Annotated in this window: 24 protein-coding genes and 1 riboswitch; of the genes, 15 read left to right on the top strand and 9 right to left on the bottom strand. The window is 29.9% G+C overall.

The window, feature by feature from the left end:
- Positions 1–15 precede the first annotated feature (15 nt).
- The 4 genes from M2651_RS01280 to M2651_RS01265 all read left to right on the top strand — a co-directional run bounded on the left by M2651_RS01280 (position 16) and on the right by M2651_RS01265 (position 1961).
- Positions 16–219: a heavy-metal-associated domain-containing protein gene (locus tag M2651_RS01280; protein ID WP_252130512.1), complete on the top strand. Its 204-nt coding sequence runs from the start codon at positions 16–18 to the stop codon at positions 217–219.
- A 109-nt stretch (positions 220–328) separates the two neighbouring features.
- A complete protein-coding gene (fdxA, locus tag M2651_RS01275; RefSeq protein ID WP_252130511.1) occupies positions 329–496 on the top strand; it encodes a 4Fe-4S ferredoxin in 168 nt (55 codons plus the stop codon).
- 35 nt (positions 497–531) lie between these two features.
- Positions 532–633, top strand: a riboswitch (purine riboswitch).
- 114 nt (positions 634–747) lie between these two features.
- Positions 748–1320: a xanthine phosphoribosyltransferase gene (locus tag M2651_RS01270; RefSeq protein WP_252130510.1), complete on the top strand. Its 573-nt coding sequence runs from the start codon at positions 748–750 to the stop codon at positions 1318–1320.
- 161 nt (positions 1321–1481) lie between these two features.
- On the top strand, positions 1482–1961 hold the full coding sequence (locus tag M2651_RS01265) for a PTS sugar transporter subunit IIA (protein ID WP_252130509.1): 480 nt from the start codon (positions 1482–1484) through the stop codon (positions 1959–1961).
- 41 nt (positions 1962–2002) lie between these two features.
- Here the strand turns inward: M2651_RS01265 and M2651_RS01260 are convergent, their stop codons facing one another.
- The gene (locus M2651_RS01260) at positions 2003–2662 is read right to left on the bottom strand and encodes a hypothetical protein (protein ID WP_252130508.1); all 660 of its coding nucleotides are present in this window, start codon (positions 2660–2662) and stop codon (positions 2003–2005) included.
- A gap of 229 nt (positions 2663–2891) precedes the next feature.
- On the opposite strand from M2651_RS01260, the gene M2651_RS01255 reads away from it, so the two are divergent.
- From M2651_RS01255 to M2651_RS01240, 4 genes are all read left to right on the top strand, one after another.
- Positions 2892–3089, top strand: coding sequence for a hypothetical protein (locus tag M2651_RS01255; protein WP_252130507.1), 198 nt, complete (start codon positions 2892–2894; stop codon positions 3087–3089).
- Positions 3090–3273: 184 nt separating this feature from the next.
- Entirely contained in the window at positions 3274–4020 is a 747-nt protein-coding gene (locus M2651_RS01250; RefSeq protein WP_252130506.1) for a tRNA1(Val) (adenine(37)-N6)-methyltransferase, read from the top strand.
- A 1-nt stretch (position 4021) separates the two neighbouring features.
- Complete coding sequence (rsmI, locus tag M2651_RS01245) at positions 4022–4864, top strand: 16S rRNA (cytidine(1402)-2'-O)-methyltransferase (protein WP_252130505.1); 843 nt, start codon at positions 4022–4024, stop codon at positions 4862–4864.
- A 148-nt stretch (positions 4865–5012) separates the two neighbouring features.
- The gene (locus M2651_RS01240; RefSeq protein WP_252130504.1) at positions 5013–6158 is read left to right on the top strand and encodes a C40 family peptidase; all 1146 of its coding nucleotides are present in this window, start codon (positions 5013–5015) and stop codon (positions 6156–6158) included.
- A 128-nt stretch (positions 6159–6286) separates the two neighbouring features.
- On the opposite strand, the gene M2651_RS01235 is transcribed toward M2651_RS01240, so the two are convergent.
- On the bottom strand, positions 6287–6532 hold the full coding sequence (locus tag M2651_RS01235) for an AbrB/MazE/SpoVT family DNA-binding domain-containing protein (RefSeq protein ID WP_252130503.1): 246 nt from the start codon (positions 6530–6532) through the stop codon (positions 6287–6289).
- Between the two features lie 479 nt (positions 6533–7011).
- On the opposite strand from M2651_RS01235, the gene M2651_RS01230 reads away from it, so the two are divergent.
- Together M2651_RS01230 and M2651_RS01225 are read left to right on the top strand one after the other, a co-directional pair.
- Entirely contained in the window at positions 7012–7722 is a 711-nt protein-coding gene (locus M2651_RS01230; protein WP_252130502.1) for a YesL family protein, read from the top strand.
- A 442-nt stretch (positions 7723–8164) separates the two neighbouring features.
- On the top strand, positions 8165–8623 hold the full coding sequence (locus tag M2651_RS01225) for a competence protein ComK (RefSeq protein ID WP_252130501.1): 459 nt from the start codon (positions 8165–8167) through the stop codon (positions 8621–8623).
- Between the two features lie 101 nt (positions 8624–8724).
- On the opposite strand, the gene M2651_RS01220 is transcribed toward M2651_RS01225, so the two are convergent.
- From M2651_RS01220 to murI, 6 genes are all read right to left on the bottom strand, one after another.
- On the bottom strand, positions 8725–9156 hold the full coding sequence (locus M2651_RS01220) for a DMT family transporter (RefSeq protein WP_252130500.1): 432 nt from the start codon (positions 9154–9156) through the stop codon (positions 8725–8727).
- Positions 9157–9291: 135 nt separating this feature from the next.
- Positions 9292–9750: a dUTP diphosphatase gene (locus M2651_RS01215; RefSeq protein ID WP_252130499.1), complete on the bottom strand. Its 459-nt coding sequence runs from the start codon at positions 9748–9750 to the stop codon at positions 9292–9294.
- 176 nt (positions 9751–9926) lie between these two features.
- Entirely contained in the window at positions 9927–10328 is a 402-nt protein-coding gene (locus tag M2651_RS01210; RefSeq protein ID WP_252130498.1) for a DUF3783 domain-containing protein, read from the bottom strand.
- Between the two features lie 36 nt (positions 10329–10364).
- Complete coding sequence (locus M2651_RS01205) at positions 10365–10883, bottom strand: peptidylprolyl isomerase (RefSeq protein WP_252130497.1); 519 nt, start codon at positions 10881–10883, stop codon at positions 10365–10367.
- 115 nt (positions 10884–10998) lie between these two features.
- Positions 10999–11460 carry a hypothetical protein gene (locus M2651_RS01200; protein WP_252130496.1) on the bottom strand — a complete coding sequence of 154 codons (462 nt, stop codon included), beginning with the start codon at positions 11458–11460 and terminating at the stop codon, positions 10999–11001.
- 108 nt (positions 11461–11568) lie between these two features.
- Positions 11569–12354, bottom strand: coding sequence for a glutamate racemase (gene murI, locus M2651_RS01195; RefSeq protein WP_252130495.1), 786 nt, complete (start codon positions 12352–12354; stop codon positions 11569–11571).
- Between the two features lie 219 nt (positions 12355–12573).
- Here murI and M2651_RS01190 point away from each other — a divergent pair, with 219 nt between their 5' ends.
- Positions 12574–12939 carry a zinc-ribbon domain-containing protein gene (locus tag M2651_RS01190; RefSeq protein ID WP_252130494.1) on the top strand — a complete coding sequence of 122 codons (366 nt, stop codon included), beginning with the start codon at positions 12574–12576 and terminating at the stop codon, positions 12937–12939.
- Positions 12940–12998: 59 nt separating this feature from the next.
- On the opposite strand, the gene M2651_RS01185 is transcribed toward M2651_RS01190, so the two are convergent.
- Complete coding sequence (locus M2651_RS01185; RefSeq protein WP_252130493.1) at positions 12999–13547, bottom strand: 2'-5' RNA ligase family protein; 549 nt, start codon at positions 13545–13547, stop codon at positions 12999–13001.
- 237 nt (positions 13548–13784) lie between these two features.
- Here M2651_RS01185 and M2651_RS01180 point away from each other — a divergent pair, with 237 nt between their 5' ends.
- From M2651_RS01180 to M2651_RS01165, 4 genes are all read left to right on the top strand, one after another.
- Positions 13785–13943 carry a DUF1540 domain-containing protein gene (locus M2651_RS01180; protein WP_252130528.1) on the top strand — a complete coding sequence of 53 codons (159 nt, stop codon included), beginning with the start codon at positions 13785–13787 and terminating at the stop codon, positions 13941–13943.
- A gap of 309 nt (positions 13944–14252) precedes the next feature.
- Positions 14253–15518: a UDP-N-acetylglucosamine 1-carboxyvinyltransferase gene (gene murA / locus M2651_RS01175; protein WP_252130492.1), complete on the top strand. Its 1266-nt coding sequence runs from the start codon at positions 14253–14255 to the stop codon at positions 15516–15518.
- Positions 15519–15564: 46 nt separating this feature from the next.
- Complete coding sequence (locus M2651_RS01170; protein WP_252130491.1) at positions 15565–16350, top strand: MBL fold metallo-hydrolase; 786 nt, start codon at positions 15565–15567, stop codon at positions 16348–16350.
- 16 nt (positions 16351–16366) lie between these two features.
- Positions 16367–16930, top strand: coding sequence for a GerMN domain-containing protein (locus M2651_RS01165; protein ID WP_252130490.1), 564 nt, complete (start codon positions 16367–16369; stop codon positions 16928–16930).
- Positions 16931–16969 lie beyond the last annotated feature (39 nt).

Raw genomic sequence — 16969 nt, 5'->3', positions numbered from 1 at the left:
CAAAGGTGAACGTTTATGAAGTCAGTAATAAAAGTTGCTAATATGCGTACCTTATCAGATGTTAATAAAATAAGGGAGGCTATATCTAATAATGAGGGGGTTATAGCCTGCCAAATTTCTAAAGAAAAGCAAGAAGTAAGTATAGTTTATGATACATACTTTTTAAAGGAAGATGATATAATACAATGCCTTGAAGACTTAGGATATACTATAATCTAATAAAAAATGTTTGAAAATACTAAAAAAAGTGGTAAAATGAAGAGGGACAATCTATTGTCAAAATTATAGTATTAATATACTATAAATAAAATAGTAGGAGGAGTGTATTATGGCATACAAAATTTCAGATGCTTGCATTAGCTGTGGAGCATGTGCTGCTGAATGTCCAGTAAGCTGTATAAGTGAAGGGGATATATTTGTAATTGATGCAGACAGCTGTATTGATTGCGGAAACTGCGCTAATGTTTGCCCAGTAGGTGCACCTGAACAAGCTTAATTTGCGTAAAAAGACTGCCATAGGGTAGTCTTTTTATATAAATATTTAAATTTATTCGTATATGCTAAGCAATATGGGCTGAGCGTTTCTACCAGGAGGCCGTAAACTGCCTGACTACGAATATATAATTTATATAGTGCTTTATATAATTTGTTTTTGTTATGAAAAATGCAAAAGCATTAGTTTAAATTATATGTTCCTGGACAGAGTTTATCTGGCTGGGAATTTTTTACGTTAAAGGAGAATTTCTTATGCAAATCTTAATAGATAAAATCTTAAAAGAAGGGCAAGTATTACAGTCAAATATTCTTAAAGTAGATTCGTTTATTAATCATCAAATGGATATAAAACTATTTAATGAGATAGGAAAAGAGTTTAAAAGGAGATTTGATAATAAGGAAGTTACGAAGATCCTTACTATAGAGGCTTCAGGTATTGGAATTGCAGTGATTACTTCACAATATTTTAATTTTGCACCAGTAGTATTTGCTAAAAAAACTTTAGGAGGCAATTTTTCAGGTGAAGCTTATGAAGCAGAGGTGCATTCATATACTAAAAAACAAACTTGCATAATAAAAGTAAATAAAAATTATATACAGCCTGGGGATAAAGTACTAATAATAGATGATTTTCTTGCAAACGGGCAAGCGGCTCTTGGACTTATTAATGTGGTAAGACAGGCTGCTGCTGAAGTAGTAGGAGTTGGAATTGTTATAGAGAAAGGTTTCCAAGATGGAAGAAATATTATTGAGAAACAGGGAGTTCAATTAGAATCCTTGGCTATAATAGATAGATTTGAAAATAAAAAAGTAGTTTTCAGATAAATATTTTTAAACTAAAGTATAGACATAAATCATATAATATTATATAATATTAAGGTAAATTTTACTATATGGTGGGCGTGAGTATACTACTCATGCCTTTTTATTTGATTTAAACAGATGGTTATTTGAATATATAAGGTATTAAAGGAAGGAGGTATTATATGCTAGAGTTTTTTAGAAAGAACTACAAGTTAGTTGCTCCGGTAGATGGAAAAGTTATAGATCTTACAGAAGTTCCAGATCCGGTTTTTGCAGGTAAGCTTGTAGGAGATGGTATTGCTATTGATTCTACTGGAGACATTATTGTTGCACCAGCAGATGGAAAACTTAGCGTGATTTTTGGAACAAACCATGGTTTTGGTATTGTTTTAAATAATGATGCAGAAGTATTAGTTCATATAGGGTTAGATACGGTAGCACTTGAAGGAAAAGGTTTTGAAAGATTAGTGAGAGAAGGAGCAAATGTTAAAGCTGGTGATGCTGTTATTAAAATAAACAGAGAATACATAATATCAGAGGGTTATTCTCTTATAACTTTAGTTTTATTTACAAACCTGGAAACACTAAAGGATATATATGGAAATATTGGTGCAAAGGTTAAAGCAGGAACGGATGTAATTTTAGAATATAAGCTTAAATAAAAATATCACTCCCTAGGTAATAGGGAGTGATATTTTTATTATTATGCTGATAATAACATTATATTATCGTTAACTATATTTTCTATATCCAGGTTTGTACTTCCTAGATTTATATTCCATTTTGTAAGATTAAGTTTTCTTAACTCTTTAATCATAAGAGAAAATATGTCATCATAGATTGAATTAAATATGTCATCTTTAAAGGCATTATAGTTATTCCAGTTTTTTAGTGGAATTTGAATATAGTGCTCTGGCAGCGTAAGAAGCATTGATTGACTTTCTTCTAGGATTGATTTTTTATTTAAAATAGAGTCTTTCTTTAAAATTGTCAGTTCATTATTAAAAGCTGCTATTATATTAAGTTCATCAATTACTATATAAGCTGTATTTTCATATGGATAAATCTTAAATTTTATAAAATATTCATTATAGTTATTGCTGTTTCGAGTTTGTTTTGTTGGTGAAAATTTAAGTGCACTTCTGTTAAACTGTAATTTTTTGCAAGCAAAGTTTTTGCTGTTTAAATCGTGTAACACTTTTTCGGCGATTCTACTTAGAAACTTTTGAGAATTATATTTATTTATGCCATGCTGTGTAAATATAATATCATTAGATTTTGTAATTAATCGGAGTTTTTTTGTATTGCTGTGTCTTAATTCATGATTCAGGATATCGATATAGCCTTGTGGTAAATAAAACATAAAATCTACCTCCTTTCAATTTTATATACTATGAAACTAATTAATTTATAATAAAAATTAAGATTTATGTCATCGTTTACAATAATAGATATATTACTTCTTTGTATATAATATTACCATACAATATTAAATTGTGCAACTATTCTAAAAACAATTTGGTAATTTACAAAGAATATTTTTGTAATATAACAAAAAAACCTGCATATAATGTACTGCAGGGGGGGTAATTATGTCGATTTATGGAAAATACGATAAAACATGTGCAACTTGTCTTTACTGGAAGGGAAAAAGGCAGATAGAGTTTAAGTTTATTGAGGCTATGGAGTGTGAGGGGAAATGCGGTTGTGAAGAGGGGTTTTATGATTTAAAAACTACGGATGCTTCATGCTGCAGTGATTGGAAGGGATTTTCTGGACAAGAAGAATAATATAAAGTATTTTCATTTGGAAAGGAACTAAAACAAGTAAAGTTAAAGTTCCTTTTTGTTTTTGTCAACAGATTTAAAGAATTGAACCATATTAACTTTTTTAAGTTTGAGTATATGTATTATATTGGATATAATAAAGGTAAAATGTAAAATATAAAAAACAATAGAAAAAGAGAGTGGTTTTATGGAATTTTTAAAAGAGGATGAAACTCTAGATGATCTTCAACTTGATGGTATTTTTGTAATACAGAAGAAGGAAGCCTTTAGATTCGGAGTAGATGCAGTGCTTCTTGCAAATTTTGCAAAGATAAAAAGAGGAATGAGGGTTATTGATCTTTGCAGCGGAACAGGAATTATTCCTTTTATATTAGCAGGAAAAACAGAAGCTTCATTTATCAGCGGTGTGGAAATTCAAGAAGAAATGGTTGAGATGGCAAATCGCTCGATTAAATATAATAAGCTGGAGAAAAGGATAGAATTTATAAATGGTGATTTAAGGAACTTAGAGCTTTTAAAGAGTTTTCCTAAGGCAGAGGTGGTTACAGTTAATCCTCCTTATAAGCTTCAAAATTCAGGAATTATAAACCCAAATGATAAAAATGCTATAGCAAGACATGAAATATGCTGCACTCTTGAAGATGTTATAATAGCCTGCAGAGTAATTCTTAAGGATAATGGAAGAATGTATATGGTTCACAGACCAGAGAGGCTGGCAGATATTTTGTGTCTTATGAGAAAGCATAGAATTGAACCAAAGGTAATAAGAATGGTGCACCCAAATACAAAAAAGGCTCCTAATATTGTACTTATTGAGGGACAAAGAGATGGAGGTGCCTTTTTAAAATGGGAGCCGCCGCTGTATGTTTATAATGATGAAGGTGGATATACAGAAGAAATTGAAAGAATTTATGGAAGAATAAAGGAGAGTTAGTATGTATGGAAAGTTGTATTTAGTTCCTACACCCATAGGAAACTTAAAAGATATAACACTAAGAGCTTTAGAAGTTTTAAATTCGGTAGATTTAATTGCTGCAGAGGATACAAGACAAAGTCTTAAGCTTTTAAAACACTATGAAATTAAAAAAGCTCTTATAAGCTACCATCAGCATAATGAACAAGGAAGAAGCGAAGATATTATAAAGAAATTAAAAGAAGGCATTAACATAGCTATTGTTACTGATGCGGGAACCCCTGGTATTTCAGATCCAGGAAGTATTATTGTTTCAAAATGTATAGAAGAGGGAATAAATTTTGAAGTACTTCCCGGTGCTACAGCTATTACTACTGCTCTAGTAAATTCAGGTTTAGATACTACTAAGTTTTTATTCAGAGGCTTTCTTCCTCGGGAAAATAAGGAAAGAAAAATTATAATTGATGAACTTAAAAACAGAACTGAAACTTTAATTTTTTATGAGGCTCCTCACAGACTTCTAAGCACGTTGGAATTTTTATTGGAGAACTTAGGGAATAGAAACATATCTATATGCAGAGAGCTTACTAAAATACATGAAGAAATACTTAGACTAACTTTAGAGGAGGCTGTAAAACACTATACTGAACTCTCACCTAGAGGAGAATATGTACTCGTAGTTGAAGGTAAAAAAGAAGAAGAAATTAAGCTTGAGGAAAAGGCTAAGTGGGAACAGCTTTCTATTGAGGAACATATTAAAAAATATATGAAAGAAGGATTTGATAAGAAGGAGGCTATTAAAAAGGTTGCTAAAGATAGAAATATATCTAAATCTGATGTATATAAACAATCTTTTAATTTATAGCTTATAGTAATAAATGGATTATAAAGAATTTTTACAATATTTAAGGTAAAAAATATATATTTCCATTGTTATACTTTACTTGTTAATGATATAATAGTTCTATAATAAAACCATACATAAGATTAAACCAAGGGGGAGGGGTGTGTTTTTGAAAAAGAGAATACTCTCAGCTTTAGTGGCTTTAGGAATGGTTATTTCTTTTGCTGTACCTGTTTTTGCTTCACCTACTGAAAGTCAGCTGAATAGTCAATTAAAGCAGCAACAAAGCGAACTTCAGAAGGATAAAAGTGCACTTAAAAGTCTTCAGGATAAAAGAGAAGATTTAGAGCAGGAAATTGAATTGATGGACTTTGATATAGAAGAACTTATGAGAGGCATAAGCGATACAAATAAGAAGATAGAGCAGATTCAGAAGGATATTAAAGCTGCAGAAACAGAAATAAAAAAAGCAGAAGAGGCTATGAAAGCTGAAAAAGATTTATTTAATAAACGTATGAGAGCTATGTATATAAACGGAGTAGACGGTTATTTAAGTATTCTTTTAGAGGCAAAAGGTTTCAGCGACTTCTTATCAAGAGTGGAAGATATTAAAAAAATAGCGGAAGCAGATAAAAAGATTATTGCAGAATTAGAAGCTAAAAAAGAAGATATAAATAAAAAGAAACAAGCTTTAGATAATCAAAATGCAAGTTTATTAGCTTTAAAGGCTGAAAACGAGCAAAAACTAGCCAAGCTTAATGAAAGTAAAAAAGAGCAGGCTAAACTTATTGCTGACTTGAAAAAACAAGAAGCACAGTATACTGCAGAGATATCAGAATCACAAAAGAGAATTAGTGAAATAAGCAGTCAGCTTCAGGCATTAAGAAGCAAGCCTGTTGCTACGGTAAATCCGTCAAGAGGTGCAACATCAAATGTTTCAGTGAATGCTTCAGGCAGCGATATTGTAGCATTTGCATATAAATTTGAAGGAACGCCTTATCGTTGGGGAGGAACAACACCAGCAGGTTTTGACTGTTCTGGATTTACACAATATGTATACAGGGCATTTGGAGTAAGTCTTCCAAGAACAGCGGCGGCTCAAGCTAGTGTAGGTACTCCAGTATCATTTGATCAACTTCAACCAGGGGATTTGGTATTTTTCAAAAGGAGTGGACGACCAATACATCATGTAGGTATATATGTTGGAAATGGTACATATATACATTCACCTCAAAGCGGTGATGTGGTAAAAATTTCCGACCTTAACAGAAGAGTAGGAAAAGATTACTATGGAGCAGTAAGAATAAAAAATTAAAATAAATTAAAAGCTGTAGATTAAAACTACAGCTTTTAATTTATGAAACTTTAATAATAATTAAAACCCACAGATTAACTGTGGGTGGGGATAGAGTGTATCTATATATGTAAGTTTATTGCAATTGATTATTTTTCTGCTTTTAATTCACCTAAGCAATTTTTGCATATATTTTTACCTTTATAGTTAACAACATCTCTTGCATCTCCGCAGAAAATACATGCAGGTTCATATTTTTTAAGAATGATTTGTTCACCATCTACATAAATTTCTAATGCATCTTTTTCTGCAATATCTAAAGTTCTTCTAAGTTCTATTGGAATAACTATTCTTCCTAGCTCATCTACTCTTCTTACTACACCTGTTGATTTCATTGTATAACCTCCTATATTTTGCAATATTCGACAATTTACTTAATAAATCATAACAAATATGACATAAAAAGTCAATATATCTTTTGGTAATTTTAATAAAATTGCAAATTTCTTACTAAATTACATCTAAACATAATATACTACCATATTATTCAAAAGTCAATATAATTTCTATAAAAATATACAAATTTTTACTGGAAATTGCAGAGAAGAAATATTACTTTTAAACAATAGGTTTAAAAGTAATTAATAAATACAGCTGTAATGCCTGCTAAATAAAAGGTCAAAGTAAAAAGTAATTATATGGTATTATAAAAAATATGTCGAAAGGCTTGTATACATTTTAATTTAAGTAAAAATAAACAATGTTCATAATAAATTAATTAAAAATGTTTTCAAAGTTATGATATAATATTTATAATTCAATTAACTAAAAATATCAGCTGGGGGTGAATTCTGCCTTTTCAGGCAGCTAAAACATGAGTAAGAAAAGAGAATTTGGAGAAGGACCGATTTATACTATTACAAATTATATTATGTGGTTTTTTTTAGGGAACTTTTATTTTATGGTCTGTAACATACCGTTTTTATTTATATTACTGGGGTTTAATGGAACATTTACAATGGAATATGCTGTTTTACTTATATTATCTTCTTTGCCTATAGGACCTGCCTATACTGCACTTTTAAGTGCCATGGGTAAGCTTGTGAGAGAAAAAGATGTAAATATTACAAGAGACTATTTTAAGGCTTATAAGATAAATTTTCTTCAGTCTTTATTTTTGTGGACATTGCAAATTGTGATTATAACTATACTGTTTGTAGACATAAGATTTTTTGCAGTTAATGCATTTGGAAAATTTATAATTCCGATTTTTTATGGTTTGATTTTAATTGTAATTTTCACAGGGATTTATGTTTTTCCGATAATATCAAGATTTTACTTAAAAACAAAAGATATATTAAAAGTATCCTTTTTTTATATGTTTTCAAAAATTAAAGTAACTTTAACTTGCGCATCAATTTTTGTGATAGCATATTTTATATTAATTAAGATTACTTCAACTGCAGTTTTATTTATAATGAGTGTGTTATGTTTCAGTATAATGTATATTCAAAAGGATTTACTTAGGGAGCTTCAAATTAAAGTGAGCCCTGAAAGTATTGAAAATGAAACTATAACAGAATAGAAGAATTAAAGCCTGCATTATATATAATTAAATGCAGGCTTTAAATTTTATGAAATAATTTACATTATATGGATGATAAAAGGGTGAAAAGTAGGAAAATTGAAGGCTTGAAAGGAAGTATTTAATGAGTATTCCACAAAAAAGTGTACAACTTATCAACAAGGTATCTGTGGATAATGTTGATAAAAAAATGTCTATTAATGCGAGGTTAATAAAATCAAGGATTTGAAGTTATCCACAAAATCTGTGTATAAAATTCACAAAACTGTGGACAAGTGTGGAATAGTGTGGGTAAAATATCTTTGTGCAATAAAAAGTGTGGATTAAATCATTTTTTTGAATTATATGTATGTCGAAATATATAGTAAAATATAGAATAAAAAATGTTGATGAGAACATATATTCGTATTAAAATAGAATTACGAACAAGGGAGGAGATAAGTTGAATCATGAATATGTTAGTAAACTTCAAAGAGGTTGCGCATTTATACCATGTTATTTAAAGGGAAAAGGAAAAGTTACAAAAGTATATTTCAAAGAAGGCGGCTATGAATATGTTAATCATTCTGTAAGTAAGATAATAAACGATTATTGTGCTATTAATTTAAGAAACATTGTAATAATAAAAAGATTATGCCAAACTATTACTGGTCGAAAGTGTATAACACCGCTTTACATAAAAGAAGGAGTACTTTTTTTACCTGTAAAAACTATAAAGCCCTGTACTAAGGGTGATAAATGCATCGGATATATAAATATAAATTTTATTGAAAAGATTGATTTTGAAAATAGTGTAGTTCAATTAAAAAATGGACAAACTCTTAAGTATTTAGATAGTAAAGAAACTATCAAAAAGAGGGTTGGTGACTGTACTATTTTACATAAAAGCATTGTTCAATAGTGTTTTCATTATAACAGTTTACTTTTAAAACGGAAAAGATTAAGATAAAAAAGTAAGGGCTGCTGAAGGTAAAAATTCAGCAGCTTAAATTAAGTATAGTATCAACATTTGCATTTAAATATAAGTATTCCTGCAATCATAAGTATTACACCTATAATTTTAGTAGTTCCAAATACAACTTTTGTAGAATCAAACAAGCCAAAGGCATCTATTAAAGCGGCAGCAGTCAATTGAGCTACAAGTATGATTGAAATAGAGCAGGTTGTTCCAAGAGATTTTATACCCAGCATAACTGTCACCGTAATGACAACTCCTAAAGCACCACCAAGAAGATAAAGCTTGTTTGCATCCTTTAAATTTCTAAAATCACCATTTCCTGCTACAAGCAATGCAATTATACTAAGTACTAGAGCAATACTTTGAACAAGTACATTGGTTTCATATGTTCCAATTTTATCGCCAAGCCTTGTATTAAAAACTCCCTGAAGGCTCATGGCTATACCTGCAATTATAGAGAAAATTACTCCCATCATAAAAAATAATCACCTTCCAAATATAAATTTATACAGCTTAAAATTGTGAACTGTTTCTTTAGTTTATACAAGAAAGCCACAATTTATTTAAAGCTTAAATTAGTATATTGAAGGTGATTTGTTATGTTTATTAAATTATGCAGTATATACTTTACTGTAAGTTCCCAATATGTCGTCTTCGCTAAAATCAAAATCTAAGCTTAAGCTTAAAAGATCCTCAATTAAAGTAATGTAATGGTCTTTTGAGGAACATACCATAAAGTCGTTAATGTCAATAAATAAATTTAAGAAGTGGTTTGTTAGTTCACAGTCTGATTTTTTAACTGGAAATTCTGTTTCTTGAAATCCTTTTTCAATACCAATACTGAAAACAATGTAAAGTGCTTCTATATATTTTTCCAGGATTCTTCTCCTTATTGGAGATTTTTTTGACAGCCAAAACTTAAAGCATTGAGTTTCACTTGCAAGTTCCCCTATTTTTACTTGAAGAGCTAAAAGTTTTTGTGATATAAGTGATTTACCTTGTAAGTCAGTTCTGTTTTGCAGTTGCTTTTCAATTTCATTCTGGAACTCGTATATTTTTTCAAAATTCATATACAAAGCCGCCTTTCTTTAGCAGAGATTGGTACAAAAATACTTTAAAACTTCTTAATTTATTTTACCTAAAATTAAAAGAAATTAAAAGTTGTGAAAACTATTACAAAAAAATTATTTTAACTTTTGAAATTTTTAATACATAGAAACATTTTAAAATAATATAGAGAACTCTATTATGAGTTCTCTAAATTTAAATTTTTTTGATGCATATATCTTTTAACTTGTTCTCTTTCTTCAATTAAATGTTCTAGCAGTGACTCAAATTCCCAATTAATTGAGTTTGGAGTTACTATTGCTAAAATTGGTTTAATATTTTTATATGCTCTTATAGCTTTAACAGTTTTGTCCAGTTCTTCATCTGAAAAATTGTTAAAGATAACTACTTTTTCATCTGGAAGCTCCTTATCATATGTATCTAATTTTAAACCATTTAGTATATCTCTTATTGTCATGTTAGCCATACTTTTTTCTATTATTTTGTAAGCAGGCAGCTTAAATTCCTCAATAGTTTTATCTAAAAAAAACCTCTCATCCTCATTAAAACCATAAACAAGCATTTGCTTATTATTGCTCAATACCATTTCACTCCCTTCCTTTGAGGGATTACAGAGCTACATTTTTTCTGGTTCACCATATTCTACGCCAAAAGTATCTACTGTAACTTCCTCCATTATTTGATCCTCATAAGGTTTATCATTATAATTTCTTTTTACGTTAACAATAGTCTGTGCTACTTGTATTCCTTCTGTAATTTTACCAAAAGCAGCATATTGTCCGTCTAAATGTGGAGCATCTGCTACCATTATAAAAAATTGACTTCCAGCTGAATTTGGATTCATAGCTCTAGCCATGGAAAGAACTCCAGTAGTATGCTTTAAGTCATTTTTAAATCCATTTGCCCTAAATTCACCTTTAATTGAATATCCAGGACCTCCTGTACCGTTTCCGCTTGGATCTCCTCCTTGAATCATGAAACCAGGAATTACTCTGTGAAATATAAGTCCATTATAGAACCCTTTATTTATAAGACTTATAAAATTTTTAACCGTATTTGGTGCTATATCTGGATAAAGTTCTGCCTTCATAACTCCTCCATCCTTCATCTTAATAGTAACTATAGGATTTGACATTGAATTACCCTCCATATTCTTTATTTTAACATTACATTTACTATTTATTGCCACAGTGAATATAATTATACAATATACTCTAAAAAAAATGAAGAACCCTGCAGCATTTGCAGGGTTAAAATTTCTCTACAGCAAGGTTTAATTCAAGTTCAGCTTCATTTATGCTGAGTTTTGTCTCTATAAGCAGGCTTCCACCAGGGGTAAGTAGTACATAGTTGTCAGACAGTAAGTTTATATTTGTATCTGAAACTGTTTCTACAGAAAGCAATTCGATTGGCTTTAATTTATATAAATTATTTTTATCATGTCCAATTTGTAACTGTTCAATTTGTTTAAAATTAATACCAGGGTCGAAGCTGTCAGCCATAAAAAGTTTTACAATATTATTATCCTTTGATTTAAAGTAAAGGTTATTCAGAGTACAAATACAACTGCTGTTATTGGGATTAGTAATACTTAGGTATCTAAAGGGATAATCTTCTGCAATGTTAATTTTGAATATGTTTTGTGGTTCTTTAGCACCTCTAAACATGGGCATATCTTCTTCTGCAGGCTTCTTTAACCAGAAAACTTTCAATTTAATCACCTTATTTCTATTGTGTATTTATACTTTTAATGTATTCTAGGAGATTAAAAAGTGTTCATAAGGAAAATCCATGGTTAAAAAGCCTCCTTAGGATATGTATTAGGAATTAAGCAGCTTAAAACTTAAATCGATAATATGTTTATAATTAAGTGAATTTATAATTTCAATTTTTCCTAAAGTAGCTTGGTTATTTAGTAGATTCATATTAGATAGCTGCCTTTTTAACTGTTTTGCAGTTCCTAAACTTCCATCAATTATTTCAGTATTTTTATCTAAAATTTTGGAAAGCTCTTTTTTAATAAAAGGATAATGAGTACATCCCAATACGATGGAGCTTATAGAGCTTTTTAAATAAGGTTTTAATTTATTTTTAAGATAAGAATTTACTTCCGCGCCTTCTATTAAACCATTTTCTATTAATTCTACTAATCCAGCACAAGGTAAAGGTTCTATATCAGCTTCATTCTTGTAGCTGTTCATTAGATTATTAAACTTAGCTTCAGAAAGTGTCATAGGAGTAGCCATTATAATAATTTTTCCGTTTTTTTTAAGCTCAACAGCAGGCTTTAATGCGGGCTCAATTCCTATTATAGGAATATTCTTATAAGTAGTTCTTAAATCTTCTATAGCTGCACTAGTTGCAGTATTGCAAGCTATTACGATAGCTTTAACTTCTTTAGATAATAGAAAGTCTACAGCATTAAAAGTTAATTTTTTTACTTCATCGACAGTTTTTGTGCCGTAAGGTGCATTTTTAGAATCGCCAAAATATATGAAATTTTCATTAGGTAAAAGCTTAACGGCTTCCTTTAATACGCTTAAACCTCCAACACCTGAATCGAAAAAACCAATAGGATTATTTATTAGGTTAGGCTCATTTTTCAAAATACTTTCACCCCGTTTTCACACCTTAGAAACTATATATTAGATTTTATTACTATATTAAACTACATATTATTATACTCCACAAAAATAAATTTGTGGAGTATAAAAGATAATTTAGATGTAAAAGCAAATTATGCATAAATTCTAAATGAGGTACTACTATTTCTATTTAACATATACTAGAAATATAAGTATATTTACAATAAGGAGGAAAAAAAGATGCCTATAATAGATAATTTGTCGAAGGTTGGAAAGTTTTTAGAGGAAGAAGCTTCAAATGTAGCTCAAAAAACCGGAACTTTATACGAAATATCAAAGCTTAATATTTCTATATCTCAAGAAGAAAAAAAGATAGAGGATATATGTATAAAAATAGGACATAAGATATATAAAGATTACAAGGAAAAAAAGATAAATGATAAAAATCTTATAGATAAATGTGAGGAAATAGAGAAGATAGAGAAGATAATAGAATCTTTAAAAAAGAAAATATTAAAATTAAAAGATAAAAAACAATGTAAAAAATGTGGTGCAGAAATGGAGAGAAGGGCAGCCTTTTGTCCTGAATGTGGGAAAGAACAATAAACTAAATAATAAGGCAACTATTTTTACATAAAATGGTTGCCTTATTTAAATTAAAAAGTTTAAAAATCTCTGAGCGGAAAGCTTTTTACAAGCAGCTCTTTTCTATTATTTACAGACTTCCAAAGCTCAATTTTTTCTATTTTGGCAAGTCTATAAAATCCATCTTTTTTTGCACAGCTGCAAGCAGCAGCATATTCTTTTGCAGACCAATCTTTAACAGCATAGTTAGTATTAGCAAGAGAAACATGCAAGTCCCAATTATTTATATTATCTTTAACATTGAAACCATGAAGTTTAAGAGTGTCATTTATAGTTCTAGCAAGTCTGGCTATATATCCTTTGGTTTCAATTTTCAAGTTAACTGATTTGTAAGGTGGGTCAAAACATATAATTCCATTTGTTTCTACCTTAAATTTTTTATAAGGCTTCAGCATATCAGTTAGGATTTTTGAAAGTTTATCTATATCTGGATCTTCTATAGTTTCAAGAGGTATATGCAGCATGGGAACGTTTTTATAAATTTTATACTTTCTACAAATATTTTTCTGAATAGTTTCTATGGCAGCATAAGATTCTGTGTCAAATAACGCAACTAAATAATATTTCATTATTAATCCCCCAAACACCCACGTAAATAACTATAATTATATATTTTTGAAAATATAACAATATTATATCACATTTATATTATGTATAATACAATTTATTTTTTCTCATACTAAATTTGAGGTTTTAAAATTTATATATAGGTAGTTTAGTAAAAAAGTTTAGAAAAGCTGATTATGAACCTACTTATAATTTAAAAGTTAATGGAGGGAAAAAGCATGAAACACAGATTACAATCAATGAGTCACAATACAAGTATAGGATGCACAGTATCAGAATGTAAATATCACGCAAAAGATACTAATTACTGTACACTTGAAAAAATAGAAGTTATTAAACATGAGCATGGTGCAAATACTGTCGAATGTACTGATTGCGGAAGTTTTGAACTTCAGTAAATAATAAAAAAGGCCGTAAGGCCTTTTTTCTATTGAAAAAATATAGGTTTTATTTTATAGGAAGCATTCTTCTATTAAGCTTATTTTTACCATAGAAAACACTATGCAATTAATATATAATTGTAAAGTAAAATACATCATGTATTTTTAACACTAAATAAGAAGAAAATTCCTTTAAATTGCTATATAAAAGTTTTTGTTAAAGTATTTATAATGTGTTATAATAAAATTTGTAATTTAATCTGAAAAGGCAGTATTTTACTAAATGTGTTAACATATAAATAAAAATTAGTAAGGATGGGTGCTGGCATGGAAAAGCTAGTTATTAATGGTGGAAGAAAGTTATTTGGAAAAATTGATATAAGTGGAGCAAAAAATGCTGCTGTAGCTATATTACCAGCGGCTATTATGGCGAGCCAAGGTGTAGCAGTTATAGATAATATTCCTGAGATTGAAGATGTGCAGTGTATTGAAAGAATTATAGAAAGTCTTAACTGCAAAATTATAAAAGGAAAAAATTCAGTTAGTATAGATAGCACAGCTATTAACAGTGTTTGTGCAAATACAGATGACGTAAGAAGAATGAGAGCTTCCTATTATCTTATAGGAGCTCTTCTTGGCAGATTTAAACAGGCTAATGTGGCTCTTCCTGGAGGCTGCTCTATAGGGGTAAGACCTATTGACCAGCATATAAAGGGTTTTGAAGCCTTAGGAGCTCATGTAACTATTGAACATGGGGTTGTTAGTGCAAAAGCTGAAAAATTAGTTGGGGCAAATATATTTTTTGATGTGGTTAGTGTTGGAGCTACAATTAATGTTATGCTGGCAGCAGCACTGGCAGAAGGTACAACAGTACTTGAAAATGTAGCAAAGGAGCCTCATGTGGTAGATGTAGCAAATTTTTTAAATACTATGGGAGCCAATATAAAAGGAGCAGGTACTGATGTTATAAGAATAGTGGGAGTAAAAGAACTTAAGGGCTGTAATTATAGTGTAATTCCAGATCAAATTGAGGCTGGTACATATATGATAGCCGCTGCAGCATGTGGAGGAGAAGTAGAGGTAGGAAATATTATACCCAAGCATATGGAATCAATATCAGCCAAGCTTATGGAAATGGGCGCTGAGGTAATAGAAAATGAGGATTCTATTATAGTTAGAGCTAATGGAAGATTAAAAGGAGTTAATGTTAAAACGCTCCCTTATCCAGGTTTTCCTACAGATGTACAGCAGCCTATGACTACTCTTCTTTCAGTATCTCATGGGAGAAGTATTGTAAATGAAAGTATTTGGGAAAGCAGATTTAAATTTGTAGATGAGCTTAAAAAAATGGGTGCTAATATAAAAGTTGAAGGGCGTACTGCTATTATAGATGGAGTTTCACAATTAACTGGTGCGGTTCTTAAAGCTACAGATTTAAGAGCTGGTGCGGCTATGGTTATAGCAGGTCTTATGGCAGAAGGTGTTACAGAAGTAACCTGTATTGATCATGTAGACAGAGGATATCCTCATATTGAAGAAAAATTTAAGATGTTAGGTGCAGATATAAGAAGAGTAAAGACAGAGGATTGTTAAGAAGCTTTAATACGCTTTTGCATATCCTGCAACAGGAGGATTTATTATGATTTTTTGTTCATTATATAGTGGCAGCAGTGGTAACAGCATATTTATATCCTCCAGCAATGCTAAAATATTAATTGATGCTGGATTACCAGGCAAAAATATAGAAAAAGCTTTAAATGACATAGGAGAGAATCCAGCTGAGATAGATGGTATTTTTGTTACCCACGAACATTCAGATCATGTTAAGGGTGTGGGGGTTTTATCGAGAAAATATGATGTTCCTATTTATGCTAATGAATTTACATGGAAGGCTATGGAAAGTTCTATAGGAAAGATAAAGGAACATAATATAAAGATTATGACTGGAGAACATGTGAATATTAAAGACTTAGATATTGTAAGCTTTCAGATACCTCATGATGCTGCTTTAGCTCAAGGTTATTCAGTTTATGAAGGCAGGAAAAAAGTATCTATTGCTACAGATTTGGGATATTTTTCAGAAAACATTAGAAAAAACATAGAAGATGCAGATGTACTGTTATTAGAAAGTAATCATGATATAGAGATGCTTAAATTTGGACCTTATCCATATAATCTAAAGAAAAGAATTTTAAGTAATGTTGGGCACTTATCTAATGAAGATTGTGCAAAAGCTATAGCGGATATAGCAGGGGGAAAAAGAAAAAGGGTTATTCTTGGACATTTAAGTCAAACTAATAATTATCCTGAACTTGCTTATCAAACAGTGGTTAGCCTTCTTAAAGAGAGAAACATACAGGTAAAAAAGGAAATAGGACTTACTGTAGCTAAAAGAGACATGCCAAGTAATTATGTGGAGTTTTAGCAGAGAGGTGAGAATAATGAAAAAAATATTATCAATATTTCTGTTATGTGTTATTATAATTTCTGCCTTAGGGTTTATTGGCTGTGAGAAAAAGGATAAGCTTAGCATAAATAACAAAGAAAAAGTTAAGAGTATAGTATTGCCAAATGAAAAAGATAATAGCATAGAACTAGACTTATATTTTGATTCTACCTCGGATAATAAAGCTGAAACAGCAAAGGAAGAAAGGATTATAAACAAAGAAGAGCTTTTAGGAGAAATAATAATTCAAGAGCTTTTAAAAGGTCCTTCCAATGTAAGCAAATTGAAGCCTATTCTTCCAAAGGAAACAAGGCTTTTAAGCTTTTCTGTTAAAGATAGTATAGCTTATATTAACTTAAGCAGTGAAGCTAAAGTAGCCATGAGTGAAGCTAAAGAAAAGGCATGTTTAACAAGTATTGTTACTTCTTTGGCACAGCTGCCTTCTATAACAAAAGTAAAGATTATGGTTGATAATAAGGATATAGATTCATTAGGCGGGAATTATGATATTTCAAAGCCTTTTACTAAAGAAGATATTCAATTTATGTTGAAAAAATAGTTTACAATTAGTATAATCTTATATAGTTTATAAATATAG

The sequence above is a fragment of the Clostridium caldaquaticum genome, from assembly GCF_023806125.1.
GTDB classification, from domain to species: Bacteria; Bacillota; Clostridia; order Clostridiales; family Clostridiaceae; genus Clostridium_AT; species Clostridium_AT caldaquaticum.
Note: the sequence above shows the minus strand (reverse complement) of the source record. Positions and strands in the feature narration are given on the sequence as shown.